The sequence below is a fragment of the Streptococcus sp. DD11 genome (genome assembly GCF_001578865.1).
GTDB lineage: Bacteria > Bacillota > Bacilli > Lactobacillales > Streptococcaceae > Streptococcus > Streptococcus panodentis.
Genome location: NZ_KQ969394.1, coordinates 83052 through 90282 on the forward strand (window position 1 = coordinate 83052; position 7231 = coordinate 90282).

The window sequence follows — 7231 nt, forward strand, 5'->3', positions numbered from 1 at the left end:
CCCGCATGGATTGGGCCCCGTCCAGATTGGTAATGGTTCCTAGGAGATGGGGCAGGTTCTTGAAGAGATTGGCCATGCCTCCGCCCTTGTAGTCGATGAGCAGAAAGGCTACATCGTACGGGTGGAAGTTGACGGCGAGAGACAGGATATAGGACTGGATGGTCTCCGACTTCCCGGATCCGGTCGTTCCTGCGATGAGGCCGTGCGGGCCATGGGCCTTCTCATGCAGGTTGAGGTAGACCAGGTCTTCCTTGCCCCTGAGGCCGATGGGCACCGCCAAGCTCTTATAAGGCGCATTCTGCTGCCACTTTTGCAAGACTTGCAAATCCGAGAAGGTCTCAGCCCCATACATCTCCATAAAGGTGACCGTATCTGGAATGGAGCTTTTCAGATTCTGCAGGTGGTGGAGCGGCGCCAAGGTCCGGGCAATCCGCTCCTTGTCATAGCCCTCTGGGAAATGATCTAAGCGAAAGTCGGTTTCTTTCAGTTTTCTTTCTTCCATGACCAGCTGACCGGTATTGCGGTCCTTAATCTGGATGACCGTCTTCACATTTCCAGAAACGGCACTCAGACTGCTTTCTACAAAGATTAGCGAACAGCCCAGGTCTGTTGGATTTTCCGCAAAGAACTCCATAATGACATGGTCCAAAATCAGCTTCTTCTCGGTGACCAGAATGACATAGTGGGGCTGAAAAACAGTACTTTCCTGCCTGCCGGCCTCCTCCAGTTTGGCCTTTCTCAGTTTTAGGATTTGGTTGAGGCTGTTTAAGACTTGGTCTCTTGTCCGTTGATTGTAGATGAAGCCCCGTACATTGAGCTCCTGAAGTTTAGCATGAGGCAGCCAGCGCAGCCAGTCCCACTGATCGCGCTCCCCCTCCGGCATGATAGTGATAAACTGTACATCATGATAAGAGTGAAAAGTTGCCAGCTGCAGGAGCAAGAGCTGGAGCTGCTCCAGAACTAAACTGCGCGGTCCAATATAGGCTACAGGTACCCGGCTGAGATTAGCCGCAATCGGCATATCAGAGATTTTCCTGTGCTGGGTATAGAGGCCATAACCCTCCTCTTCCAAGGCATCCTTCTTGCCGCTCCGCTCCTCCTGCCCATAGCTCAGCTGATAGGAGGTCGGCACCTGCCCCAGACCCAGACGGTAGCTCAGAAAATCCGGATCCAAAGCCGTCTTCTCATAAATCCTCCGACTGTAGCTGTCCACCAGCTCTGTCAGTTCCAGAATATTAGGAAAGTGGTAGTGCAGCCCTTCCTTTTGTTGGCGCTCCAGTCCGTTCAGCTCCATAGCCTTATCTCTCAGATAGAGCCGGTAGAGGTCTACCCGATCTTTCTTTTCCTGCTTGAATTTCTTACGGTTTTTAAAGAAAGTCCGAATAGAGAAAATCACACTGGCCCCAGACATGGCCACGGTCGCAAGGATATAGATCCCCCGTGGCTGCAGCAGGGTAATCAAAACCGTCACCCCGATCATGAGCAGCGGCGGCACAATCAGCCGCAGCAGCTCATCGCTGGGCTTGGTTGGCTCCTTGCCCGGGGGGTTGATCCGAATCTTGTCCTCCGCTCCCTCATACATCAGCCGCGGCGACTGGTGATAATCCGGATAATCCTCGTAAAAGCTGTAGCGAGACGACCCTCTCAGAGTCAGACAGCAATCAGCCGTGACGGGACCATAGAGCCAGACTTCATCTGGATAAATCTTGATAGTGACAGCATCGAAGCTCAGCTCATCACCAAAGCTTAAAGTCAGCTCGTCCTCTTTTTCTAAGCTATTATTTCGATAGAAGCTCCCTTTCATTCGATTCAAGAGCCAGCTTCCTGAGACCTTTTGCAAAAGCAACTCCGGCCCTTCTGTCACAATAAGGGTTGAGCCCTTTGAGAATCCAATGCGGATTTCCCTCTGATCCAAGAGTTCATAGATCTGAGCCTCTCTTTCCCGCAAGTAGAAAGTCAGCTCTTCTAAAGTCAGGCCATCCTTCAAAAGACCGGTCTCTTCACCCAGTTGATAAAAGACTTTGCCGTCTTTCAGCTGCAGCTTAAGAGGAGTCTCCTGATGGGCAAGATACAGCTGAGCCTTCTCAGTCGCTCCGATCAGGACAGACTTATCCGCTGCCAACTTAACCTCATAGCGCAGGCCGTAGGTGTAGATGATCACTTCTTTCATAAATTTTGAGGTACTCCCTTTCTATCTCACTCAAGACACAGCAGCATTTGCTTTTTACTAGTATATCATTTTCGCCAGTATTTGGAAACTCTATCCCAGAGAGACAGGCGAAGTTTTTATAGCTCCCAATTTCTGCTCAAAAGCCCTTGTCTATCCAATAAGGCTTCAAAATTTCACCGTCTGATGAATAACCAACTTCATTCGGGGAAAAGTGGGGGCAAACACACAAAAAGGCCTATCCAATAGGATAAACCTTCATTTCATAACGTTTTGCAGCCCGATTAAGCTTTGCCTTCTGATCCGAAGACGTCAATGCGTTCTTCCACAGATGCTTGGATAGCTTTGACACCGTCAGCCAAGAATTTACGTGGGTCGAAGAGTTTCTTCTTGTCGTATTCTGCTTCGTTTGCTTCGTAGTCACGCGCAAATTTACGTGTTGCGTTCGCAAACGCGATTTGGCACTCAGTGTTTACGTTGACTTTCGCCACACCAAGCTTGATTGCTGCTTGGATTTGATCATCAGGAATACCTGAACCACCGTGCAATACGATTGGGAAGCCAGGAAGAGCTTCTGTCAGTTTCTTCAGGTGGTCAAGGTCAAGACCTTCCCAGTTTGCTGGGTATGGTCCGTGGATGTTTCCGATACCTGCTGCCAAGAAGTCAATGCCGGTTTCAACCATTGCTTTTGCGTCTTCGATTGGAGCCAATTCACCTTTACCGATAATCCCGTCTTCTTCACCGCCGATAGTACCAACTTCAGCTTCGACTGAAATTCCTTTAGCGTGTGCTTTTTCAACGACTTCCTTAGCCAATTTAAGGTTTTCTTCTACTGGAAGGTGTGAGCCGTCAAACATGATAGAAGTGTAGCCAACTTCGATACACTCAAGGGCATCTTCATAGTGACCGTGGTCCAAGTGAATCGCAACTGGTACAGTGATTCCCATTGACTCAACCAAGTTTGCAATCAGGTTGCGGGCAACCTTGTAACCACCCATGTATTTTGCTGCACCCATAGAAGTTTGGATAAGCACTGGAGCTTTTTTAGCTTCTGCTGCACGCAGGATAGCTTGCGTCCACTCAAGGTTGTTTGTGTTGAATCCACCAACTGCGTAACCATTGTCACGAGCTGCTTGGACAAATTTTTCTGCTGAAACGATTGCCATTCTTATCAGGCCTCCTCTTATTTTTTGTGGCTGAACCACTTACATTGTTTATTTTATCACTTTTTCACTAAAATTGCTAGTTTTTCCTGAAATTTTAGGGAATCATAGATAAAGCTTTGCTTTTTGCACCCTGCTGCAGAAAAATAAAAAGCCGACCGAAGCCAGCTTGCTTGATGCGGAGAGAGGGACTTGAACCCTCACGACCTAAAGCGGTCACAGGATCCTTAGTCCTGCGCGTCTGCCAATTCCGCCATCCCCGCGATTGAGTACTTTACTAGTATAACAGGCGGACTGGAGCTTGTCAAGAAAATTTTTGACTTTATTTCAAAAAATCAGCAGCTGAGCCAAAGGCCGGTTAGAGGCGGTTAGGCAGAATGAAAAATCAGAAAGACTAAAGGGCAAACGTCTATTCAAGAATTATTAGGATTCCGGCCTTGCTATAAATACCGCTATAGTCTGATCGGGCTCGTATTTTTCAAAGTCCAGACTGTAGCTCCGGCGAAGCTCTCCTGCATCCTCTGCCTGCCAGATTTTCTGCCAGACATGAAGCACGGCTTGGGGATCATCCTTATCCGCCTCAAAGACCTGATAGACCTGCTCCGATGTGTCAAAGTCATAGCTTTCCTCGTCCGTCGGACGGCAGATGGACAGGCTGTAGTCCCCCTTGTAATCACTGGCATAGTCATGATAGACCGCATAGACTGGCTCTCCTTCCGCAAAAGCCTCTGCCACTGCTGCCTCCTGCTCTCTCCAAAGTCTTTGGATTTTCTCTAAGCAAGCAGCATCTTGAACGTTATTCGTCCGAATGCTGGCCAAAATTTTCAAAAACATTTTGCTTCCTCCTTCTGTTGTTCACTTTATCATTTCTACAAAAAAGCCGCTTCATCTGAAAAGCCGGACTAGCCTTCCTGACTCTTTTCCACTGCCGCTGTGACAAAGGCGGTATAGAGGCCTTCCGGACGGTTGGGACGGCTGGACAGTTCCGGGTGGTACTGGCAGGCCACGAAGAATGTATTTTCCGGAATTTCCACAATTTCCACCAGGCGGTTGTCCGGCGACACTCCGGAAAAGACAAAGCCGGCATCCTCAAACTGCTGACGGAAGACATTGTTAAACTCATAGCGGTGGCGGTGGCGGCGCTGCACCACTTCCTGATGGTCATAGGCTGCTGCTGCCTTAGAGCCACGCTTGAGCTTGGAGGGATAGAGGCCCAGCCGCAGGGTGCCGCCCATATCCTCCACATCAATCTGGTCGCGCATCAGGTCGATAACCGGATGCTGGGTAGCAGGATTGAGCTCAGAAGAGTTAGCATCGCTCAAGCCTAAGACATGGCGGGCAAACTCGACACAGGTCAGCTGCATGCCCAGACAGACCCCCAGCATAGGCACATCATTTTCCCGAGCATAGCGAATGGTCTGAATCTTGCCCTCGGTCCCCCGCTGGCCAAAACCGCCGGGCACGATGATTCCGTCCGCATCTCCCAAGAGCTGAGCTGCATTTTCAGCGGTCACATCATTGGCATTGACCCAGTTGAGCTGGATTTCTGCATCATTGGCATAACCCGAATGCTTGAGGGCTTCAACTACGGAAATGTAGGCATCTGGCAGTTCGACATACTTGCCGACCAGGCTGATTCTGACCTGTTTTTTCAGATGCATCACCTTATCCACCATGGCTGACCAGTCGGCCATGTCTGCCTCCGGCACATCCAGCTTCAGGTGGTCGCAGACGATTTGGTCCATCTTCTGCGCCTGCAGGTTGAGCGGAATCTGGTAGAGATGCTCCACGTCCAGCGACTCAATAACGGCTTCCGGCGCCACATCGCAGAACTGGGCCAGTTTGTTTTTAATGCTCTGACCGGCTGGCTGCTCCGTCCGAATCACCAGCATATTGGGCTGGATGCCCAGCCCGCGCAGTTCTTTGACGGAATGCTGGGTTGGTTTGGTTTTCATCTCGCCTGCTGCTTTGAGATAAGGCAGGAGAGTCGTGTGGATATACATGACATTGTCCGCTCCGACATCCGCCTTCATCTGGCGCAGAGCTTCCAGAAAGGGCAGGGATTCAATATCGCCGACCGTGCCGCCCACCTCGGTGATGATGACATCAGAGTCTGTTGTCGTTGCTGCCCGCTTGATTTTTTCCTTGAGAGCGTCGGTAATATGGGGAATAACCTGCACCGTTGCCCCCAGATACTCGCCCTTCCTCTCCTTGCGCAGGACCTCGCTGTAGATCTTCCCAGTGGTGACATTGGAGTATTTATTGAGATTGATGTCAATGAAACGCTCATAGTGGCCCAGATCCAGATCCGTTTCCGCTCCGTCATCTGTGACATAGACTTCTCCATGCTGGTAGGGGCTCATGGTCCCTGGGTCAATGTTGATATAAGGGTCAAACTTCTGAATGGTGACCTTGAGTCCGCGATTTTTCAAAAGCCGGCCCAGACTGGCCGCCACAATCCCTTTCCCGATAGAGGAAACCACACCGCCGGTGACAAAAATATATTTGGTTGACATCATTTCTCCTTTTGCGTGATGATAAGTGATACTCAAAAAGTATGGACGCTCTACGAGTCCTCAGAACCGGTAAAACGACAGATGGGGAAGGCTGTTTTTTGGAAACTCTTATAAAAAAGAAAATAGCTCCCTAAGATTAGGAAGCTTCCGACCTCAAAAAGAGGTGCCCGAACAATATGATACCGTAAAACAAGTTTTTTGTCAAATGGGACTATTTTTTGTTTGTTTTCATTGGTTTTCATTTATTTTCATCTATAGAGATGACCGCTGTCTCAAATTCCAAATTTGGCATACATTCTGACAAATCCTGATGGATTCGCTCTAGTGCCTCTAAGCGCATTGCCACCGAAGTATGGGCATTTCCCTGAATGATGAAAATGGCATTCTTGGTCTCCTCATCAAACTTATAATACTCGCTGTCTCGAACATCCAGCCAAGCTAAAATCCCTTTCTCATCACGGTAGACATAGTCCGTCTTGGCCACGTGCTTCTCCTTGGAAAGAATCGGCAGAAAGACATCTTCTCTCTGGCTCACGGTAAACTCTATCTGCTCCCCAATCTTGTCAAAATCATGGCCCCCAATGGCCAGCAGAGAATGCAAGGCTTCGACATTATAAATATCGATGATGCTATTGATCTGAGGAAGCGAACCTCGGTGTTGGATATTGCGGATCAGAGCCGGCACGGTCGGAGGATTTTTCTTAACACTGCGGCCCACGCGCTGCAATAAATCTGTATAACCTTGAATAACCGGAGACTGGAAAACCTCGTCCAAATCACAATGCAAGGCCCAAGCTTCCCTCTCTTTTTTCTTTTTCAAAAATGAATCCGATAAAGCTGCATTCGGGTCGACATTTTTAGCAATTCCAAGCACAACGCTTGTAATCCCAAGCTCTTCGATACTTTTATCCATCACAAACTTCATTGCAAGAACCTCCGTGATTCCTATCCCTGACCATATTATAGCATCTTTGACATTTTCAGACTAACTTTTATGAGAAAAGCAAAAAGAAACAAGGAATCTTATTTCTTTTTATTCTTCTTCGCTTTCCGTGTCTTCATCCGAAAACTCGTCGTCTTCTTCGTTGATGTCCACATCCTCATCTAAATCATCCGGAGCGATTTCATTGATTTCCGCATCGTACGCTTCGACTTCGCTCTTCTCATCATCTGGATTGTCCTCATCATAGGAAAGAGCTGGATCTGCTTCGTAAGAATCTTCGTCTTCTGGATCGTCATCACTGTAATCAATCGCATCATCATCGCCGTCCATAAAGGCATTGACCCGTTTTTTCTTGCGTTTCTTAGGCGCATCGTCTTCATCGGTTTCTTCCAGTGCGATGATTTCTTCATCTACTTCATCAATGGCATACCAAGAACGCAGG

5 protein-coding genes, 1 tRNA gene and 1 pseudogene are annotated in these 7231 nt (G+C 48.7%); all 7 read right to left on the reverse strand.

From position 1 onward, the window contains the following. A partial coding sequence (gene essC, locus STRDD11_RS06355; RefSeq protein WP_128836833.1) for a type VII secretion protein EssC occupies positions 1–2170 on the reverse strand: 2170 nt, incomplete at its 3' end. 281 nt (positions 2171–2451) lie between these two features. Next, positions 2452–3333 carry a class II fructose-bisphosphate aldolase gene (locus tag STRDD11_RS06360; RefSeq protein ID WP_002908770.1) on the reverse strand — a complete coding sequence of 294 codons (882 nt, stop codon included), beginning with the start codon at positions 3331–3333 and terminating at the stop codon, positions 2452–2454. 174 nt (positions 3334–3507) lie between these two features. After that, positions 3508–3593 (reverse strand) — tRNA-Leu (locus STRDD11_RS06365). 160 nt (positions 3594–3753) lie between these two features. After that, positions 3754–4164 (reverse strand): GyrI-like domain-containing protein, encoded by a 411-nt coding sequence (locus tag STRDD11_RS06370; RefSeq protein ID WP_128836492.1) that lies wholly within the window; start codon positions 4162–4164, stop codon positions 3754–3756. A gap of 68 nt (positions 4165–4232) precedes the next feature. After that, positions 4233–5846 carry a CTP synthase gene (locus tag STRDD11_RS06375; protein ID WP_128836834.1) on the reverse strand — a complete coding sequence of 538 codons (1614 nt, stop codon included), beginning with the start codon at positions 5844–5846 and terminating at the stop codon, positions 4233–4235. A gap of 238 nt (positions 5847–6084) precedes the next feature. Beyond that, positions 6085–6771, reverse strand: a complete 687-nt coding sequence (locus STRDD11_RS06385; RefSeq protein ID WP_128836497.1) for a B3/B4 domain-containing protein — start codon at positions 6769–6771, stop codon at positions 6085–6087. Positions 6772–6879: 108 nt separating this feature from the next. Then, positions 6880–7231: pseudogene (locus STRDD11_RS14280) on the reverse strand (DNA-directed RNA polymerase subunit delta); the annotation flags it as partial.

Coding starts and splice junctions, on each gene's coding strand:
- STRDD11_RS06370 (WP_128836492.1), bottom strand. CDS start 4,164: ATGTTTTTGAAAATTTTGGCCAGCATTCGGACGAATAACGTTCAAGAT.
- STRDD11_RS06375 (WP_128836834.1), bottom strand. CDS start 5,846: ATGTCAACCAAATATATTTTTGTCACCGGCGGTGTGGTTTCCTCTATC.
- STRDD11_RS06385 (WP_128836497.1), bottom strand. CDS start 6,771: ATGAAGTTTGTGATGGATAAAAGTATCGAAGAGCTTGGGATTACAAGC.
- STRDD11_RS06360 (WP_002908770.1), bottom strand. CDS start 3,333: ATGGCAATCGTTTCAGCAGAAAAATTTGTCCAAGCAGCTCGTGACAAT.